The sequence below is a fragment of the Hyphomicrobium sp. genome (assembly GCF_036833075.1).
In the GTDB taxonomy this organism is placed as follows: domain Bacteria; phylum Pseudomonadota; class Alphaproteobacteria; order Rhizobiales; family Hyphomicrobiaceae; genus Hyphomicrobium_C.
Window position 1 is genome coordinate 164,339 of the sequence record NZ_DAITQL010000001.1, and the last position, 18,145, is coordinate 182,483.

The 18,145-nt window shown below is 67.8% G+C and carries 16 protein-coding genes; 9 read left to right on the forward strand and 7 right to left on the reverse strand.

Annotated elements, in window-relative coordinates:
- Nucleotides 1-92 precede the first annotated feature (92 nt).
- Nucleotides 93-2,267, reverse strand: coding sequence for an AsmA family protein (locus tag V7082_RS00785; RefSeq protein ID WP_334145492.1), 2,175 nt, complete (start codon nt 2,265-2,267; stop codon nt 93-95).
- A gap of 239 nt (nt 2,268-2,506) precedes the next feature.
- On the opposite strand from V7082_RS00785, the gene V7082_RS00790 reads away from it, so the two are divergent.
- Nucleotides 2,507-3,202, forward strand: coding sequence for a hypothetical protein (locus tag V7082_RS00790; protein ID WP_334145493.1), 696 nt, complete (start codon nt 2,507-2,509; stop codon nt 3,200-3,202).
- A gap of 7 nt (nt 3,203-3,209) precedes the next feature.
- On the opposite strand, the gene V7082_RS00795 is transcribed toward V7082_RS00790, so the two are convergent.
- Entirely contained in the window at nt 3,210-3,893 is a 684-nt protein-coding gene (locus V7082_RS00795) for a pyroglutamyl-peptidase I (protein WP_334145494.1), read from the reverse strand.
- Between the two features lie 239 nt (nt 3,894-4,132).
- Between V7082_RS00795 and V7082_RS00800 the strand changes: the two genes are divergently transcribed.
- Nucleotides 4,133-5,527 carry an alpha/beta hydrolase gene (locus V7082_RS00800; protein ID WP_334145496.1) on the forward strand — a complete coding sequence of 465 codons (1,395 nt, stop codon included), beginning with the start codon at nt 4,133-4,135 and terminating at the stop codon, nt 5,525-5,527.
- Nucleotides 5,528-5,709: 182 nt separating this feature from the next.
- Nucleotides 5,710-6,195: a hypothetical protein gene (locus tag V7082_RS00805; protein WP_334145497.1), complete on the forward strand. Its 486-nt coding sequence runs from the start codon at nt 5,710-5,712 to the stop codon at nt 6,193-6,195.
- 42 nt (nt 6,196-6,237) lie between these two features.
- On the opposite strand, the gene V7082_RS00810 is transcribed toward V7082_RS00805, so the two are convergent.
- The 5 genes from V7082_RS00810 to V7082_RS00830 form a co-directional block, all read right to left on the reverse strand.
- The gene (locus tag V7082_RS00810) at nt 6,238-6,657 is read right to left on the reverse strand and encodes an HIT family protein (RefSeq protein WP_334145498.1); all 420 of its coding nucleotides are present in this window, start codon (nt 6,655-6,657) and stop codon (nt 6,238-6,240) included.
- Between the two features lie 224 nt (nt 6,658-6,881).
- A complete protein-coding gene (locus V7082_RS00815; protein WP_334145563.1) occupies nt 6,882-8,030 on the reverse strand; it encodes a GNAT family N-acetyltransferase in 1,149 nt (382 codons plus the stop codon).
- Between the two features lie 204 nt (nt 8,031-8,234).
- Nucleotides 8,235-9,641 carry a methylenetetrahydrofolate--tRNA-(uracil(54)-C(5))-methyltransferase (FADH(2)-oxidizing) TrmFO gene (trmFO, locus tag V7082_RS00820; protein ID WP_334145499.1) on the reverse strand — a complete coding sequence of 469 codons (1,407 nt, stop codon included), beginning with the start codon at nt 9,639-9,641 and terminating at the stop codon, nt 8,235-8,237.
- Between the two features lie 81 nt (nt 9,642-9,722).
- A complete protein-coding gene (cydB, locus tag V7082_RS00825; RefSeq protein WP_334145564.1) occupies nt 9,723-10,736 on the reverse strand; it encodes a cytochrome d ubiquinol oxidase subunit II in 1,014 nt (337 codons plus the stop codon).
- Nucleotides 10,737-10,745: 9 nt separating this feature from the next.
- Nucleotides 10,746-12,143: a cytochrome ubiquinol oxidase subunit I gene (locus tag V7082_RS00830; RefSeq protein WP_334145501.1), complete on the reverse strand. Its 1,398-nt coding sequence runs from the start codon at nt 12,141-12,143 to the stop codon at nt 10,746-10,748.
- Nucleotides 12,144-12,337: 194 nt separating this feature from the next.
- Here V7082_RS00830 and V7082_RS00835 point away from each other — a divergent pair, with 194 nt between their 5' ends.
- The 6 genes from V7082_RS00835 to V7082_RS00860 all read left to right on the forward strand — a co-directional run bounded on the left by V7082_RS00835 (nt 12,338) and on the right by V7082_RS00860 (nt 18,031).
- Entirely contained in the window at nt 12,338-12,547 is a 210-nt protein-coding gene (locus tag V7082_RS00835; protein WP_334145502.1) for a hypothetical protein, read from the forward strand.
- Nucleotides 12,548-12,874: 327 nt separating this feature from the next.
- Nucleotides 12,875-13,966, forward strand: a complete 1,092-nt coding sequence (locus tag V7082_RS00840; RefSeq protein ID WP_334145504.1) for a DUF2157 domain-containing protein — start codon at nt 12,875-12,877, stop codon at nt 13,964-13,966.
- 14 nt (nt 13,967-13,980) lie between these two features.
- A complete protein-coding gene (locus V7082_RS00845) occupies nt 13,981-14,550 on the forward strand; it encodes a GDYXXLXY domain-containing protein (RefSeq protein ID WP_334145506.1) in 570 nt (189 codons plus the stop codon).
- A gap of 112 nt (nt 14,551-14,662) precedes the next feature.
- Complete coding sequence (locus V7082_RS00850; protein ID WP_334145508.1) at nt 14,663-15,010, forward strand: RidA family protein; 348 nt, start codon at nt 14,663-14,665, stop codon at nt 15,008-15,010.
- A gap of 214 nt (nt 15,011-15,224) precedes the next feature.
- The gene (locus tag V7082_RS00855) at nt 15,225-15,563 is read left to right on the forward strand and encodes a hypothetical protein (RefSeq protein ID WP_334145509.1); all 339 of its coding nucleotides are present in this window, start codon (nt 15,225-15,227) and stop codon (nt 15,561-15,563) included.
- 311 nt (nt 15,564-15,874) lie between these two features.
- Entirely contained in the window at nt 15,875-18,031 is a 2,157-nt protein-coding gene (locus tag V7082_RS00860) for a sodium-translocating pyrophosphatase (protein WP_334145511.1), read from the forward strand.
- Nucleotides 18,032-18,145 lie beyond the last annotated feature (114 nt).

Consider the following 18,145-nt stretch of genomic DNA (forward strand, 5'->3'; position numbering starts at 1 on the left):
CCCGCCGGGATAATGCCCAATGCGCCAACCCCTGGCAACGAAGCGAAGTCCCCTGTCAACGACAAGAAGAGCATTCCCCCCGTGAGCATAACTTACGGGGAAGGCTCCGCCGGCAGGAGCTCCTCGAGCATCCGTCGCGCCTCGGGCGAGAGCCGGTCCTCCGGCAGGTCCTGGGCGAGCACGCGCCGGATCGCAGCTTGCACGTTGGCGGGCGGCGGCTCGGGCGGCTGCGCGAGCGCTTGCGGCCCGCCGACGCCCGGCGCGGCCGAGAACAGCCCGCCCCAATCGATGCCGATCGACGGCTTCGCCCAGTTGCCCGAAATCTTGATGGGAATGGGAAATGCCGTCGGCGGCGGGATCGCCTTCACGCGGATCTCCTGGTTGAGCGTCTTCTTGGGCACGTTGACGGTCCCCGCCGAGTTGATCTCGACCTCCGAGCCGCCCATTGCGAGGCCGGGCTCGCTGCGCATGATGCCCTTCTTGATGTCGTACTGCGCCTCGAGCCGCGTGAAGCCGGTCCTGGCCGCGAGATCGAACGACCAGCTTTTCCACCATTCGAAGATCATGCGGCGCACGTCGAAGCCCCTGAGCGCGCCCGGCCCCATGCGGAAATGCGCCTTCCCGTCGAGCGTGCTCGTGAGCTGGCTCTGGGTCTGCCCCGCCGCGCTCGCGGTGATCTCGACTTGCGATGTGCCGGAGAGCAGCGGCTTGCCGGTGAGCTCGGTGACGATCGGCTCGGCGGCCACGTCCGCCATCGAAAGCTGAACGTTGGCGCGCGGCGGGGCCGCGCGGCTGTCGACGGTGAGCGTGCCGGTCGCCGTGCCGCGGCCGCCCTCGAGCGCCTCGAGACGGGCGTCGAGCATGCCCTCGGCGAGACCGGCCTTGACGCGCGCCTGCTTGAGGTCGAGCGCGCCGTAGGTGACCGCGGCCGCGGTCACGAGGAGATCGAGATCGAGCGCCTGCAACGCCTTGAGGTTGAACGGCTGCTCGCTCCACCCGGGCGACGTGATCGCGGGCGCGGCTGCGGACGGCGCCGCCTCTGCGGCCGCGGCCTCGGCGCCTCTGTCGAGCGCGTTGAGGTCGTTGAGAAGCTGCTCCCAGCCCGGCGTGACCAGCGGCGCGAAATCGGTCACGGGCGCGGGCGCGAGCGTGCTCTGCCGCGGGGCGCCGGTCGCGCGTCCGAGATCGATGTGCTCGCTCGCGAGCGTGCCGGTGAGCCTCGGCCGTGCGCCGCCGAGATCGAGGATGCCGTCGAAACGGCCGCTCGTGGTATCGACCATCACGTCGGTCTCGGTGAAGGTGACGTCACGCGTTGTCGTCTTGATCTTGCCGTCGAGCGAGCCCCGGAGCGGCGAGCCCGAGGACGTGATGTCGGAGCCGAGCCATCGCGCAAGGTCGATCAGCGACGGAGAGGATGCCGTGAGCGCGCCGGCAAACTCCGCCGCTGCGGAGAACGACGCGTCGCCGTCGACGGACGCCTTGAGCGGCCGCGCGTCGATATGGGCCTTGAGCGTGGAAGAGGTGCCGCCGATGACGGCCTCGAGGTCGCCGACCGCCGCATCGAAGGCCACCGTCTCGCCGCCCGCCGCGAGATGGCCCTTGGAGGCGAGCGCGCCCGAGACGGGGTCGAACGTCTGCACCGCGTTGATCGCCGTCGCCGTCCGCTCGGCGCCCGTCCTGGCGCTCCGGAAAGTGAGCGTGCCGTCGACGATCGCCGAATCCGGTGGATAACTGAACGCGACGGGAACGAGGGCCTCGGACGCTGGCGTCGCCGTCCCTTCGGGCTTGGAGCGCGCCGCATCGGCGGCGGGCGTGGTCTCAGCGTGCGCGCCTGCGCCCCCGAACACCCAGTTCCGCGTGCCGTCCGCGCCTTCTTCGAGTGCGAACACCGGCTTGATGAGATCGAGCCTGTTCATGCGCACGCGGCCTTTGAGGAGGGGTAGGAACTCGACCGTCGTGTGGATGCTCTCGGCGCGGAACACGTCGCGCGCCGGCATGCCGGGCGGATTGGACACGGCGACCTGATCGAACGCGGCCTCGAGGGTCGGCCGCAGCTTGAGGCGTATGTCGCCGATGGTGACGGTGCGCCCGATGGCGGCGCCGATGCTCCGCGCGAGCTGGTCCTTGATGAGGCCGGTCGGCGGGAAGACGAGCAGGAGCGCGATGGACGCAACGGCGCCGATCAGGACGAGGCGCGCGATGCGCCAGAACGTGCCGCCTTTTTTCGGAGCTGTCGGAGCGGCCGGCGTTCCGGAAACCGTTGCCATGCGAGTCTCCACGCAACACGACTGACCATGAATAGGCCCGAAGCGGGATACTCTCTGCGGCGAGGTCGTTCAACCCGACGTGTGGACAGGATGCACTTGTCCGGACGGGCGTTGCCCGTGAGCGACGCTTTGCGCGCGCGCCCTTGATCGGGAACGGGCGCGAACCTAGAGTCGACATCGTCGGCGGGTTCACGCCGCCGGACGAGCGAGGATCGGCTTGGAAAACAAGGATGTGTCCCATGTCGCGTAAAAGCCGGACGGCAACGGCGCCCGCGATGTCCGCGATCCTGGCGGCCTCCGTGTCCGTGGCTGCGATGGGCGGCTTGGTGGTCTGCGGAGGGACAAGCGCCGCGGCCGCGGACAAGCTGATCGCCGTCGAGTGGTCCGATCCCGAGATCAGGAGCTTCGTTGCGGCCCGCACGCCGACGCGCTCGCTCGGGCCGGCCGCGGACGACCAGCTCTCCAAGCTCAAGCTTCCGGTTCTCGCCTTCGACGGCACGCCCGGGGTTGTGGAAAACACGTTCCGCCTCGGCCCGCGCCCCGCAACCGAGCGCGACGTCGTCATGGATGAGGACAATCCCGTCTGGTACCAGATTGTCGAGCGGTATGGCGACGTGACCGTCTCCGTCTCGGCGGACCTTCGCATCCAGCACACGTTCGCGCCGGACAAATTCCCGGTCTACGAGAACACGAGCCGCGGCGCCGCACCCCAGGCCGGGCCGGTCGTGTCGGTGTTCGACGACCGCGCCTCGGGCGGCGAGGAAGGCTATCTCGCCGAGTACACCGTCACCAGGTACGGCGTGCCCTACACGGTCACCATCGAATGCACCGATGCGGCCATGGACGAGTGCCGCGACACGACGCAGATCTCGAAGGACGCCGAGCTCTTGAAGCTGATCCGCGTCACGCCGCCGGCGCCGCAGCCTGGACCATGACCTAACCTCACTTGATGTGGCGGCGCGACGGCGGCGGACGGCCGAGGCAGGTGCGGATGATCTCGAGACCGCCGGCGAGCGCCGTGCCCCAGTCGAATCGCATCGCGTCGGGATCGGCATGCGATTTGATGAGCGCGGGCGGGATGGTGCGCGGGATATGGAAGAAGCCGACGGCCTCGGGTTTGGCGATCTCGTCGGCGCAGATCAGCGATCGGTAGAGGATCGCGTTGCAGAGATAGCGGCCCGCGTCGGTCGATACGACGGCGGGCACCTTGAGCGCGGCGAGCCGCTGCACGATGTCCTCCGTGGGAAGTCTGGCGACGAGCGTGTCGGGTCCCCCTTGCACGACGACGCTGTCGCGCGGAAGCGCGCCCGCCGCGTCGGGAGCCTCCGTTCGCGTGTTGTGGGCCTGTGTCTCGATCACGAACGCGTCGGCGTGCGCCGAGACGCCGAAATGCAGGACCAGCTTCGGCCGTTCGCGCGCGTAAAGGTCTTCAAGGCGCGCGGGCGCCCGCTCCCATTCGGTCGGGAGGATGCGCGCCACCACGCGGTGCGCGCTGAAGCGCCGCGCGGCGAGATGGGCGAGCTTGGGCACGAGTCGTTGGCTGACGTTCTCGGCGACGCCTGGAAAGGGGCCGAAGCCCGTCAGGAGTATGGTGTCACGCCGCCGCATCACCTCGGTGTTAGCCACTTGAATGTGCGATTGAAAGATTGACGCTCGCGTGATCTCGTTGAACGACTCCGAGATCGGATTTAGGCTTCGGCCCGCTTCTGCGGCCACCTGCGAAACGTGGGAATGCGGCTGCGGTCCTTCAATGGCGGGTTGTGACGGCGGATCGGGGGGAGGCGGCTTTGCAGAGGTTCGGTGGAGTAGTTCCATGCCTTGCGGCGTTGGCTCTGGCCTTGGCCTCGTGCGGGGAGGCGCCCAAGATGAGCGCCCCGCCACCCGCGACGGCCCCGGCCCCCGAAGCGGCGGCCCCGCCCCCGGACGAGAACCTGAAACCGGGCGCGCCGCGCGATACCTATGCCGATAGGCTGGAGCCCTCGGGGGGCAGTAGCGCGGAGCCCTCGGGAGGGAGTGGGCCGCCGGAGCTCTCGGGCGGCGCCGCACCCGACGGCGGCATCGGCAGCTTCGGACAGAGCAAGGGATTCGCAGAGAGGGCAAGAGAGCCCGCACCACCGCCGCCGCCTTCGGCGGCCGAGGCCCCGCCCGCAGCCGGGTCGGCGCCCGCCGGCGGAGCACCGCCCCCCGCGCCCGCGCCGGTCACGGCCGAGGCGCCGAAGCGCGAGCAGGGCGAATGGGAAATCGTTCCAGTCTACTATGGCACCGACCGCGCCGAGAAGCCGGGCCTCCAGCGTCTCGACTATGGCAGCGAGCGTGGCCGGCGCCTGGCGCTCGGGCGCGCCCTGGTGACGGTCCCCAAGGCCCACAAGGTCCCCTCCATCGAGCGGCCGTGGGCGATCCGTGTCTTCAACATCACGCTCTACGAGGAGGCCGAGGATCCCGATCGCCATTTTACGATGGACGAGATCAAGGCGCTCACCGAGGACGAGTTCGTGGCCCTGGTGCGCGACCGCCTCAAGGGATCGGCCCGCTACAAGGACCACGCCTTCATCTTCGTGCACGGCTACAATACGAGCTTCGACTACGCCATCTACCGCACGGCGCAGATCGCCTACGACCTGAAGTTTGATGGCGCCGCCTTCGCCTATAGCTGGCCGTCCGGCGGCGGGCTCGCGAGCTACACCTACGACCGGGAGAGCTCCGGACAGGCCGAGCCCTATCTGAGAGAGTTCGTCGAGCTGGTCGCAGCCAGGAGCGGCGCTAAGTCTGTCAGCATCATCGCCCACAGCATGGGCAACCAGCCGATGCTGCAGGTCCTCAAGGATCTGCGCCGCACACCGCCCGACGGCGTGCGCATCAGCCAGATCGTTCTCGCCGCCCCCGATGTCGACCGCGACAATTTCGAGAACATCGCCCGCGACATCCAGGGCCTCGCGTCGGGCGTGACGCTCTATGCGGCGAGCAACGACCGCGCGCTCACCGTGTCGCGGAACTTCTACGGCGGCATCCCGCGCGCCGGCGACGTGCCGTCGACCGGCCCGCTCGTGCTGCCGGGCATCGATACCATCGACGTGTCCGCTTCCAGCATGGACAGTCTCGGGCTCAACCATTCCGGCTACGCCGAGAACAACGAGATCCTGAAGGACATCGCGGCGTTGATCGCGACCGGTACACGGCCTCCGAAAATGCGCACGCCCACCCTCGAGGAGGTCGAGACGGCGAAAGGCGCCTACTGGCGCTATCCCGCCGCGCGGCGGTGATCGCCCGCCGCGGCAACCGGCATTCCGCACCGACCGGCCGCCAGGCTGATCGGCCCCCTGCTGATCGGACCCCATGTCGATCGACAACAGTTCCTTAACGCCGCTTTGCGAAGCTGGCTCCTCCCGGAGCCGTCGCGAAGTGGGAGCGTGGAATGCGTTGCGTTGCAAGGCGGGGATCGCTGTTGGCCGGTGTGAGTGCGGCTGCGATCCTCTCGTATTGGCCCCACGCGGCGCTGGCCGAGGACACCGCCGCGCTGTCGCCCGAGGCAAGCCGTACCGCGCCCTCCACGGACGACTATTACGCGCGCCGCGCCAAGCGGACTCTCGAGGCGGAGAAGCGCGCCGCCGTGACGCCGCACCCCCTCGCCGCCCGCTATCCCGGCATGGACGTCGTCGTCTGCGAAGCCGGATGCCCGGCGGAGCGCGGAGCTCAGGTCGTGGCCGTCCGCAAGCCCGACCAGACGGCGGTGAAAAGCGAAGGGTTCATGGTGGCGACCTCGGCGAGCGCCACCCCCGGCCTCGATAGTACAGAAGCCGCGTCCGGCGTGGCCTGCATCGCCGGCTGCTACGGCACGGCGGAGAGCCGCCCGCTGCCCCGCGCGCCGGCCGCGCCGCGCGTTGAACGCATGACGCTTCCGCCGCGCGACAAGCTCTCGCCGGTCCGCTGAGCCGCTGGCGCAGGGTATGAATGTCCGGAGGCGAAAAGGCCGCTATCCGAGCGCCTTGCGCAGCTTCTCCGCATTGGCCGCGAGCACGGCCTGATCCTCCATCTTGCCCGAATGCGGCTTGAGCGGCACGCCCTCGAACCGCGGCACGACGTGGATGTGCAGGTGGAACACGCTCTGTCCGCCCGCCGCCTCATTGTACTGGAAGACGCTGACGCCGTCGGCCGCGAACGCCGCCTTCACGGCTCGCGCGACGCGCTGCACGACCGGCAGAAGCTTCGCGAGCACGGCGGGATCGGCGTCGAGCAGGTTGCGCGAGGCCCGCTTCGGCACGACGAGCGTATGGCCCGGGCCTTGGGGCATCACGTCCATGAGCACGATCACGTCGTCGTCCTCGAGCACCTTGTGAGAGGGAATCTCTCCGCGCAGGATTTTGGCGAAGACGTTGTCGGGGTCGTAGGCCATGCGTCGTGCCCTCGGATGCGGATGGTGCGCCCTCTAAAAGCATCGCGCCCGGGGCTTCGCAAGCCCGAATCCCGCGCGGCGATCGTCTTGCCGGTCTCATGCGTGTCTGGACTCCGGCCTTCGCCGGAGTGACGGAGAGTTAAGGCTCGCGTTTTCCACGAAACCAACGTCATCCCAGCGGAGGCTGGGATCCAGATACGTCTCAGAAAAAGCACTACACAGCCTCAAAGTCCGCGCTTGAACGGCCCGTGCGCGCTGAGAAGCGCGTTGATCTCCGCCACCTCCCCGCGCTCCTCCGCGAGGTAGCGCGCGACCGCCGCTTCGAGCCGCGGGTCTGCGAGCCAGTGCAGCGAATAGGTCGTCTCCGGCAGATATCCGCGCGCGAGCTTGTGCTCCCCCTGCGCGCCCGCTTCGACACGCGCGAGCTTGTGGGCGATCGCGTAGTCGATGGCCTGGTAGTAGCAGAGCTCGAAGTGCAGGGACGGATGAGGCTCGAGCGCGCCCCAATAGCGCCCGTAGAGACAATCCCCGCCGATCAGGTTGAGCGCGCCTGCGACGAGCCTGCCCGCCCGCCGCGCGAGAACGAGGAGGCAGCGCTCCGCCATCGCCTCTCCGAGGAGCGAGAAGAAGCGCCGGTTGAGATACGGCCGCCCCCATTTGCGCGATCCGGTGTCCATGTAGAACGCGAAGACGGCATCCCAGTGCGCTTCCGTGATCTCGCCGCCGGTGACGGAGAGGATCTCGACCGCGGCCTGCGCCTCGGCCCGCTCCTTGCGGATCGCCTTGCGCTTGCGCGAGGAGAGCGTGCCGAGGAAATCGTCGAACGTCCCGTAGCCCTCGTTCCGCCAGTGGAACTGCTGGCCGGTCCGCTGCAGGAAGCCCCGGGTGCCGAGCCGCACCCATTCGCCCTCGGTGAGGAAGGTCACGTGCACCGAGGAGGCGCCGATACGGTCCGCAACCGCAATCGCGGCCTCCGCGAGCAGCGCCTCCGTCTCCGCCTGCATCGGCCCCGGCCGCGCGAGGAACCGCCGCCCCGGCACCGGCGTGAACGGCACGGCGCCCTGCAGCTTCGGGTAATACTGCCCCCCGGCACGATGCAGGGCCTCGGCCCAGGCATGATCGAACACGTACTCGCCCTGGCTGTGCGACTTTGCGTAGAGCGGCATGACGCCCACGATCATCCCATCCGGCCGCTCGAGCACGAGGTGATGCGGCGCCCATCCCGTGCCGGACCCGACCGTCCCGGCCTTTTCCAGCGTATCGAGGAAGGCATGGGAAAGAAACGGATTGTACGTCGCCGCATCCGGATTGGCGCACGCGTCCCACGCCTCGGCCGCCACGGCATCGATCCGCGGCACGATTTTGACGATCATCTGCTCGGGGTCGCCCAACGTACAAAACTCCGCTCTGTACCCCTTCACCCGCCCTCGGGCTGCACCCTCGCGTCGACCTCTCCCTCTGGGAGAGGTGCGGGGTTTGCGAACGACGATCCACTTCGCCTCTCCCCGGCGGGGAGAGGCCGGATGCGATTGAAAATCGCGTCCGGGTGAGGGGCCCCGGGACGCTCATCTTCGGCGTTACGCCTCTGCCGGCTCCCGCGCTCCGAGCCACGCGTCGAGATCGTGCAGCGCGCGCCGCGACATGAGGCGTTTCTTCTCCGCGCCGCGCTCCTTGCCCTTGAGCTTGCGCCCGTCGGGGCCGGCGGTCGGAGCCTCCGCGAGTGGCGGCAGGAGGCCGTAATTGATGTTCATCGGCTGGAACGAGGCGGAGCCCGTGTCCGCGAGATGTCCACCCGTGATATGGGCGAGCAGCGCGCCGAGTGCCGTGGTCGGCGGCGGCAAACTGAGCGCGTGACCTTTGCGCGCCTCGGCGGCAAGGCGGCCCGCCAGAAGTCCGATGGCCGCGCTTTCCACATAGCCCTCGACGCCCGTGATCTGCCCGGCAAAGCGCAGCCGCGGCGCCGCCTTGAGGCGCAACGCGCCGTCGAGCAGCTTGGGCGAGTTGAGGAACGTGTTGCGATGCAGCCCGCCAAGGCGCGCGAACTCGGCCTCTCCGAGCCCCGGGATCATGCGGAACACGCGCACCTGCTCGGCATGTTTGAGCTTGGTCTGGAAGCCGACCATGTTCCAGAGGGTGCCGTGCGCATTGTCCTGCCGGAGTTGCACGACGGCATAGGGCCGCCGCCCCGTGCGCGGATCCGTGAGGCCCACGGGCTTCATCGGCCCGAAGCGCAGCGTATCGCGCCCGCGCTCGGCCATCACCTCGACCGGCAGGCAGCCGTCGAAGTACGGCGTGGACGCTTCCCACTCCTTGAAGCTCGTCTTCTCGCCCGCGAGCAGCGCGTCGACGAAGGCCTCGTACTCCTCCTTCGACATCGGGCAGTTGAGATAGTCCGCGCCCGTGCCGCCGGGCCCTGCCTTGTCATAGCGCGACTGCTTCCACGCGATGGCCTGATCGATGCTGTCGAGATGCACGACCGGCGCAATGGCGTCGAAGAAGGCGAGTTCGCCTTCGCCGGTGAGCGCCGCGACCGCCTCCCCGAGCGCCGGCGACGTGAGCGGCCCCGTGGCCACGATGACGTTGTCCCAGTCGTCGGGTGGCAGCCCCGCCACCTCGCCGCGTTCGATAGTGACGAGCGGGTGCGTCCTGAGCCGCTCCGTGACCTCGGCCGAGAAGCGGTCGCGGTCGACGGCCAGCGCGCCGCCGGCGGGCAGCTTGTGCAAGTCACCGGCAGCGAGGATCAGCGAGCCGAGGCGTCGCATCTCGGCATGCAGAAGCCCGACGGCGTTCGTCTCCCACTCGTCCGAGCGGAACGAGTTGGAGCAGACGAGCTCGGCGAGTCCGTCGGTCTTGTGCGCGTCCGTCGAGCGGTGCGGCCGCATCTCGTGCAGCACCACGGGGACGCCCGCATCCGCGATCTGCCAGGCGGCTTCCGATCCCGCGAGGCCTCCGCCGATGACATGAACAGGTCTGAGGCCGGTCATGCCCCGAGCCTATCGCAGGGCGGGCGCCCGGTCGTCAACCCGCGACAGCAGGTCTCGGCCCATGTCGGCTTAAGGGCCGGCTCAATGATAGCCCTCGCCGTGGCGCACCTTGCCGCGGAACGTCCGGTAGACGAACACCGTGTAGCCGAGGATGATCGGCAGCATGATCGACACGCCGACCAGCATGAAGAGCTGGGACGAGGGATGGGCCGCCGCCTGCCAGACGTCGAGGGTCGGCGGAATGATGTACGGCAGGTTCGAGACGGCTAGCCCGAGGAAGCCGAGCAGGAAGAGCGCGATGGTCGACACGAAGGGCGCCGTCTCCCGGCCCTTTTCGAGCTCCGACCAGCAGCGCCACGCCGCATAGGCTGTGAGCAGTGGCACCGGCGCGAGAAGGATGACGTTCGGCATCGTGAACCAGCGGTCGAAGATGCGCGGGATGACAAGCGGGGTCCACAGGCTGACGACCGCCAGCGCGGCAAGCACCAGAGGCAGCAGCAGCTTCGCCTGTTGGCGGGCCCTGGCCTGCACCGCGCCGTCGGTTTTCATGACGAGCCACGTTGCCCCGAGGAGCGCGTAGCCCGCGACGACGGCAACGCCCGTGAGCAGCGAGAACGGCGTGAGCCAGTCGAACGTGCCGCCCGCATACGCGTTGTTGCTCACCTCGATGCCGGAGAGCAAGGTGCCGAGGATGACGCCCTGCATGAACGCGGCGACGAGAGATCCCCCGGCGAACGCGAGGTCCCAGAGCTGGTGACGGGGCTTCGCCACCCAGCGGAATTCGAAGGCCACGCCACGGAACACGAGCGCCAGCAGCATGATGATGACGGGCAGGTAGGCTGCCGGCATCAGGATGGAGTAGGCGAGCGGAAACGCCACGAAGAGACCGCCGCCGCCGAGCACGAGCCACGTCTCGTTGCCGTCCCAGAACGGCGCCACCGAGTTCATCATCTGGTCGCGATGCGATTCTTCCGGGCTGGCCGGAAACAGGATGCCGATGCCGAGATCGAACCCGTCGAGCAGCACGTAGAGCGCGACCGCGACGCCGAGCACGGCGACCCAGATCAGCGGCAGCCAGTAGGAGAGGGCGTCCATGTCCATGGCTCACCTCGTCCCTTCGATGGCTTCGTGCGCGGCGGTCTCGGCGGCCGACAGCGGCCGCGACGGCAGGCCCTCCGACGGCGTCACCGAGGCCCCCGTCGGCCCTTTCTCGATCAGCCGGTTGATGTAGTAGATGCCCATCGAGAACACGACCAGGTAGACGACGACGAAGAGAATGAGCGTCGTCAGCACTGCGCCCGCCGAGACCGGCGAGGCGGCGTCCGCCGTGCGCAGGATGCCGGTGGCGAGCCAGGGCTGTCGGCCGGTCTCCGTCACCCACCAACCGGCGAGGATGGCGATGAAGCCTGCGGGCCACGACACCGAGAGCGGCGCCAGGAACCAGCGCGTCTCGAACAGCGCCCCGCGCCACCAGAGGACCGCGCCCACGAGGCCCGCCGCGATCATCAGGAGGCCGAGGCCGACCATGACGCGGAAGGCGAAGAACACCGGCTTCACCGGCGGCCTGTCCTGCGGCGCGAAGTCTTTCAATCCCGGGAAGAGCCCCTGGCTGTCATGCCGGATGATGAGGCTTGCCGCATTCGGGATCGAGACTTCGAGGTGGTTCGTCTCGGCTTTGTCGTCGGGCCAGGCGAACAGCACGAGATCCGCCGGCTTGCTGCCGTCCCAGTGCGCCTCCATGGCCGCGACTTTCGCGGGCTGGTGCTCGGCCGTGTTGAGGCCGTGCATGTCGCCGATGAAAAGCTGCAGCGGCGCTAGAATGGCCACCATGCCGATGCCCATGCGCAGCATGGTCCTCGCTTCATCGACGAACCGGCCTGCCAGCAGATAGCGCGCGCCGACCGCCGCCACGACGAGCGACGTAGTGAGAAACGCGGCGGTGAACATATGCGCGAAGCGGTAGGGGAAGCTCGGATTGAAGATGATCTCGAGCCAGCTCACGGGATAGACGATGCCGTCGCGGATTTCATGTCCCGTCGGCGTCTGCATCCAGCTGTTCGCGGCGAGGATCCAGAATGCGGAGATCGACGTGCCGATGGCCACCAGCACCGCCGAGAGCACATGCACGCTGGGCGAAACGCGGTTCCAGCCGAATAGCATGATGCCGAGGAATGACGCCTCGAGGAAGAAAGCGGTGAGCACCTCGTAGCCAAGCAGCGGCCCGAGCACGTTGCCGACGACGCGGGAAAAGCCGCTCCAGTTGGTGCCGAACTCGTAGGAGAGCACGATGCCCGAGACGACGCCCATGGCGAAGCTGACGGCGAAGATCTTGGTCCAGAAACGCGCGAGACGGTGCAGGTGCTCGGCGCCCGTCATGCGCCAGCGGACGAGGAGTGTCGCGATGAATGCCGCAAGCCCGATCGTGAAGCTCGGGAAGATGATGTGGAGCGACACGGTAAACGCGAACTGAATACGAGCAAGGAAGGTTGCGTCGAAATCCATGAGGCACCGTTTCGCGCGAGGGCCTTTGCCCGGCCGTACACGGGATGCTTATCTCCACGCCGCATTGTGGCGCGCCTCGCATCGGGCGTCGAGCCCTTTGAGAGTTTAGGCAAAATATGCCAATTTCTGGTTCGGGCGAACAAAGCGTGATATGAGACCGGCTCGTGTTTTTCAGGAGCACGGAGGAACAAGCCATGGACACGAAAGCCATCGTCGCCATTGCGGCAGCCATCGCCCTCGCGGTGATTGCCTACACGGCGCTGTCGCCCGCCCCCACGACCACAACGCCGGAGGCCACCGCGCCGGCGCCCACGACCTCGGAACCGGCCCCTGCCCCGGCGCCGCCTGCCGAGCCGGCCGCTCCGGCTCCGGAACCCGAGACGCCGCCCGCGTCCACGCCCTAAAGAGGCTCTCCGAAGACGACGTGAGGCTTCGCCCCCGAGCCCTGCGCACGCCTGCGTCCGGGCGGCGCCCGAGGGCTCGGGTCATGATGCCGAAGACGCATGCGGGAGATAGAATGCCGTGTGACGGGCCGGTGCAGGGACGTCCGTCCGAGACGCCTATCGTCATGCTCGTGACATAAATTAATCCGGCGATGCGCCCGCCGCAGCGCGGTGGGCGGCAGCCGGGCACGGGAGCGGTCGGCCTTCTTTCGGGATCGTCCCCGAGGGCCGCATCCCCGCGGCCAGCACGATGTCTCGCGACACCAGGATCTCTGCCCAGGATTGCCCATGTGGAGCTACCGCAAACGTCTCGACCACGACCTCGTTCGCTGGCGCGATGCGGGCTGGATCACGCCGGAGGGCGAGGGCGCCATCAGGCGTGACCTCGAGACCGGCGTGCGCACGCTCGGGCTCGCCAACGCGCTTGCCATTCTCTCGGCCGTGCTGATCGGCTTCGCGGTGATGAGCTTCGTGGCCGCCAACTGGCAGAGCATGCCGCGCATCCTGCGCATCGGCATGCTGATCGCCGCTCTCTGGGCCTCCTACGGCCTTGCCGGCGTGTTCGCGCGGCGCGGCATGATCGGGTTCGCCCACGCCGCGATCCTGCTCGGCGTCGGCGTCTTCGGCGGCTCGATCATGCTGATCTCGCAGATGTACCACATGGACGGCAACCCGGCCGACGCCGTGCTGCTGTGGGCGGGCGGCGCGCTGCTCGCCGGCGTCGGACTGAGATCGAACCCCGCGCTGGCCTTCGCGATGGGTCTGGCCGTCTACTGGGGCGTCACCGAGGCGCTGCGTCTGGATCAGGTATTCTGGCCGTTCCTCGTCCCGTGGGCGCTGATCTCGGCGGCCTTCTACTGGCAGCGCTGGCGGCCCGGCCTGCACCTCTCCGGCCTCGCCCTCACCGGCTTCATCGTCAGCCTCGGCTACGAGCTCAACGGCGGCCATGCGCATGGACTGGTCGTGGCGGCCGGCCTTGGCGTGATGGCGGCCGCCATCACGGGCGAGCGGTTGAAGCCCGACCTCTCCACGCTGTGGTCGGGAATATTGAACTACGGCCTGATCACGGCGCTCGCGGGCCTCTTGGCGCTGCAGTTCTTCGAGGACCCGACGCTCGACGTCTTCGTTCTGCTCGCCGTGCTGGCGCTCGCCTTGCTCGTTGCGGCGATCTACTGGGGCTTGAAGTCCGCCAACCGCGGCGCGCTGTGGATCGGCTACACCGGCTTTTCCGTCGAAATCCTCGCAGTCTACGGCAAGACCATGGGCACGCTGCTCAACACGAGCCTGTTCTTCCTCGTCGCCGGCCTGATCGTCTCGGGCCTCGCCGCCGTCGCCTACCGCCTGCATCGGCGCGGCGAGCCCGACGCCGTGGCCTCGTGACCGGAGCACTGCCCATGATCGACAGGCTCTCCCCCAAATCCTGGCTCGCTATCGCGATCGTCGCGCTTGTGCAGACGGTCGTGCTCGCCGGCATGGTCTACGGCCGCGTGACGCTGCTGCGCGACGGCCGTGAGATCGTCGCCGAGGTGATCCCGGTCGATCCGCGCGATCTCTTCCGCGGCGACTACGTCATCCTCGGCTATGCCTTCGGACGCGGTCAGGTGCCGGTCCCCGAGGGCACGCGCCGGGGCGACAGGATCTACGTCACCCTCAGGGAGGCGGCGCCGGAGCAGTGGGAGGTGGTGAGCGCGTCCGCCGATCGCCTGCCTCCGCCGGACCCCTCGAATGTCGTCCTGAGCGGCATCGTCGATTACGTCTACGAGGCCCAGGGACAACCGCCGAAAGCTCAGATCCGCTACGGTATAGAGAGCTATTTTGTGCCGGAGGGCACGGGTCGCGCGCTCGAGCAGAAGGTGCGCGACAAGAAGATCTTGGCCGTGCTCTCGGTCGGCGCCTCTGGCGAGGTGGCGATCAAAGCCCTCGTGGTCGACGGCCAGCGTGTCCACCAGGAGCCGTGGTTCTAGAAGACGATGGCGTTCGCGGTCTCGATGGCCCCGCCTTCGATAAGGCGAGACTGGCGTACCGCGAGATCCTTTGCTAAGCGGAGGCGCCATAAGATCCTACGGAGCCGTCCCCATGAGCATCACGCGTCACGAAACCACCGAGATCTATTCCAAGGCCGCCGAAGCCAACGGCTTCGTCTTCACGGCGGGGATTGTGCCGTCCGATCTCTCACGTGACGTCAAGGGCCAGACGGAGGAAGTGCTGCGCGAGATCGACCGCCTTCTTGCGCTGGCCGGCACCTCGAAGTCGAACGTGGTGCAGGCAACCATCTGGCTGGCCGATATCCGCCATCGCGAGCAGATGAACGAAGCCTACAAGGCGTGGACTGGCGGCAAGGATACGCCCGTGCGCGCGTGCGTCGAGGCCAAGCTGGTCGATCCGCGCATGCTGGTCGAGATCAGCGTCGTCGCTGCGAAGTAGGCCGGGCGGGGACTCCTTATAAGGACGCCCCCTAAGGACGCGGTGAAGCCGCGCCTCGCCGGATTTCCGATCTATCCGCTCCGGTTAGGTTCCCTGTGACGTGTTTGCCTCGGCGGAGCTCGATTCGCTGGGATGCTGACGCACGTCTATCGAGCCGCACGTGTGAATCGGGCAAAATGCGCGCCGCACGATCGAACGTGGAGATGAGGCGAAAATGTCGGCAAAGGAAATTGTCACGGCGCTGGCGGCGGTTGCTGCCGTGTGCGCGATTTCGGTGCCCGCGATGGCGGATGACACGGGCTTCGCCTATATGCACGACCTGCGCAAGGAAGGCGGCCGCACCTGCTTCACGGACCACTATCATTACGGAAACGGCTCGGGCGCCACCAAGGCGGCTGCGCAAAAGGATGCCATCGGGTCGTGGTCGAGCTTTACGGATTTCGAGTACGGCAGCGATTGGGCGCGCTTCTCGCGCGCGGCCAGCAAGGCCGTTTCGTGCACCGGCTCCGCCGGCAACGTCTCCTGCCAGATCGAGGCGCGGCCCTGCAAATAGCCGCCCTCCACGGCCGACGAACGTCGCTGTCCAGGGGCGGTGAGGGGCGCCAACCGCTCTGCGCGCGCGTCCCAAGCTCACGCGTTATCCTATTGGTATTGCAATAGGAATTTTGACCGGAGGCGAATGCGGCACCCGCGCCGCGTTCGCCTTTTTTACCCCTGCGCCTCGTATTGCACCGCCTGCGGTCTTTTGGCATGGTCCGCGCCGTGCGTCGTCACGACCGGGGGTGCTGCGGGATTCGGTTGCCGTTTGTGCGCAACCGTGCGAGGTCGCTGCCAACGCGCACGCCATATTAGGGGAAAGCTTCAATGACAGAGATTCTTTGGGGGGTCATCGCCTGCGGGGCGTTGTCGATCCTCTATGCCGTCTTCACTATTCAGTCGGTGATGAAGTCCGACGCCGGCAACGCGAAGATGCAGGAGATCGCCGGCGCCATCCGCGAGGGCGCGAGCGCCTACCTCAACCGCCAGTACCAGACGATCGGCATCGTCGGCGCCGTCATTTTCGTGCTCGCCTGGGTGCTGCTCGGCGCCCCCGTTGCCGCGGGCTTCCTCATCGGCGCCGTGCTCTCGGGCCTCGCCGGCTACATCGGCATGAACGTCTCGGTCCGCGCCAACGTGCGCACCGCGCAGGCGGCGACCGTCTCGCTCGGCAAGGGTCTCGACATCGCCTTCAAGGCCGGTGCGGTGACGGGCATGCTGGTGGCGGGCCTCGCCCTTCTCGGCGTTGCCATCTACTTCTACATCCTGACCGAGATCATGGGCTACGGCACCGCTGACCGCACGGTGATCGACGCGCTCGTCGCACTGGGCTTCGGCGCTTCGCTGATCTCGATCTTCGCCCGTCTCGGCGGCGGCATCTTTACGAAGGGTGCGGACGTCGGCGGCGATCTCGTCGGCAAGGTCGAAGCGGGCATCCCCGAGGACGATCCGCGCAACCCCGCGACCATCGCCGACAACGTGGGCGACAACGTCGGCGACTGCGCCGGCATGGCCGCCGACCTCTTCGAGACCTATGCCGTGACGGTCGTGGCGACCATGGTGCTCGCCGGCATCTTCTTCCACGATCAGGCCAATCTCGCGGCGCTGATGGTCTATCCACTCGCGATCTGCGCGGCCTGCATCGTGACCTCGATCGTGGGCACCTTCTTCGTCAAGCTCGGTGCCAACAACTCGATCATGGGCGCGCTCTACAAGGGCTTCATCGCCTCGGCCGTTCTCTCCGTCGGCGGCCTCTGGGTCGCGACGCACTACGTGCTCGGCACCTGGGGCGAGGTCGGGATCGCCGCGGGCCTCCCGATCACCGGCCAGAGCCTGTTCTTCTGCGGCCTCGTCGGCCTCGTGGTGACGGGTCTCATCGTCTGGATTACGGAGTACTATACGGGCATCGGCTATCGCCCCGTGCGCTCCATCAGCCAGGCATCGGTGACCGGCCACGGCACCAACGTCATTCAGGGTCTCGCCGTCTCGCTCGAGGCGACCGCGCTGCCGACGATCGTCATCGTCGCCGGCATCCTGGTGACCTACAACCTCGCCGGCCTCTTCGGCACGGCGATCGCCACCACGACCATGCTCGGCTTGGCCGGCGTCGTCGTCGCGCTCGACGCCTTCGGTCCGGTGACCGACAACGCCGGCGGCATCGCCGAGATGTCGGGCCTGCCGAAGGAGGTGCGTCGCTCCACCGACGCGCTGGACGCCGTCGGCAACACGACCAAGGCCGTCACCAAGGGCTACGCCATCGGCTCCGCCGGTCTCGGCGCGCTGGTGCTGTTCGCCGCCTACAACTACGACCTTCAGTACTTCATCCAGAAGGCGAACGAGGCCGGCTCCACGTCCTACCAGTACTTCAAGGGCATCGAGACGAACTTCGGCCTCGACAACCCGTACGTCGTGGTCGGCCTGCTGCTCGGTGGCCTCATCCCCTACCTGTTCAGCGGCATCGCCATGACGGCCGTCGGCCGCGCGGCGAGCTCGATCGTCGAGGAGGTGCGCCGCCAGTTCAAGGCCAAGCCCGGCATCATGAAGGGCACCGAGCGTCCGGACTACGCGCGCGCCGTCGACCTTCTGACGCGCGCCGCGATCAAGGAGATGGTGATCCCGTCGCTGCTGCCGGTGCTGTCGCCCATCGTGCTGTTCTTCGTCGTGCAGGCGATCGGCGGGCGTGGCGCGGCCTTCTCGGCTGTCGGCGCGATGCTGCTCGGCGTGATCGTCACCGGCCTCTTCGTCGCCATCTCGATGACCTCGGGCGGCGGCGCCTGGGATAACGCCAAGAAGGCGTTCGAGGACGGCTTCGTCGACAAGGACGGCGTGAAGCACGTCAAGGGCACGGAGGCCCACAAGGCGTCCGTTACCGGCGACACGGTCGGCGATCCCTATAAGGACACCGCCGGCCCGGCCGTGAACCCGGCGATCAAGATCACCAACATCGTGGCGCTCCTGCTCTTGGCCGTGCTCGCCCACGGCTGATCGGCCGGTCGCAGAAAAAGCCCCCGCAACGGAAGGCCCCGGCAGACATGCCGGGGCCTTCATTTTTAGGTTTTCTTGATCCCTATCAATCACGTCCCGCAGATTTGAGCGCTT